This window comes from Psychrobacter sp. S1-30-MNA-CIBAN-0213 (assembly GCF_040309845.1).
Taxonomy (GTDB): Bacteria; Pseudomonadota; Gammaproteobacteria; order Pseudomonadales; family Moraxellaceae; genus Psychrobacter.
In genome coordinates this window covers 1-261 of sequence record NZ_JBEOPE010000098.1, presented here as the reverse complement: position 1 = coordinate 261, position 261 = coordinate 1, and the positions used below count along the sequence as shown (strand labels likewise).

1 protein-coding gene is annotated in these 261 nt (G+C 33.7%); it reads right to left on the bottom strand.

The features are described 5' to 3' along the window. Nucleotides 1-223 (bottom strand): hypothetical protein (locus AAEY87_RS14105; protein ID WP_350657625.1); only part of this gene is annotated, 223 nt, incomplete at its 3' end. Nucleotides 224-261: the final 38 nt, after the last annotated feature.

Genomic DNA, 261 nt, shown 5'->3' with positions numbered 1-261 from the left:
CTTCTGCTCTAGCTGCTTTTTCTTTTGTCATATCTTTTGTTATATCTTTTATCATATCTTCTACAGTTGCTTCTGCTTCTGCTTTAATTGCTTCTGCACTAGGTTTTGCGCTGGCTTCTTGTGCAATAGCATATCTATTATTGGCATTTGCTACTCCAAAAGTAAAAGCCGTTAAAATTATTACACCTGATAGGAATGTTAATAATTGGTTTAATACTCTCATAATACCTATTACCTTAAAGTTGGTTCAAACACGATCAC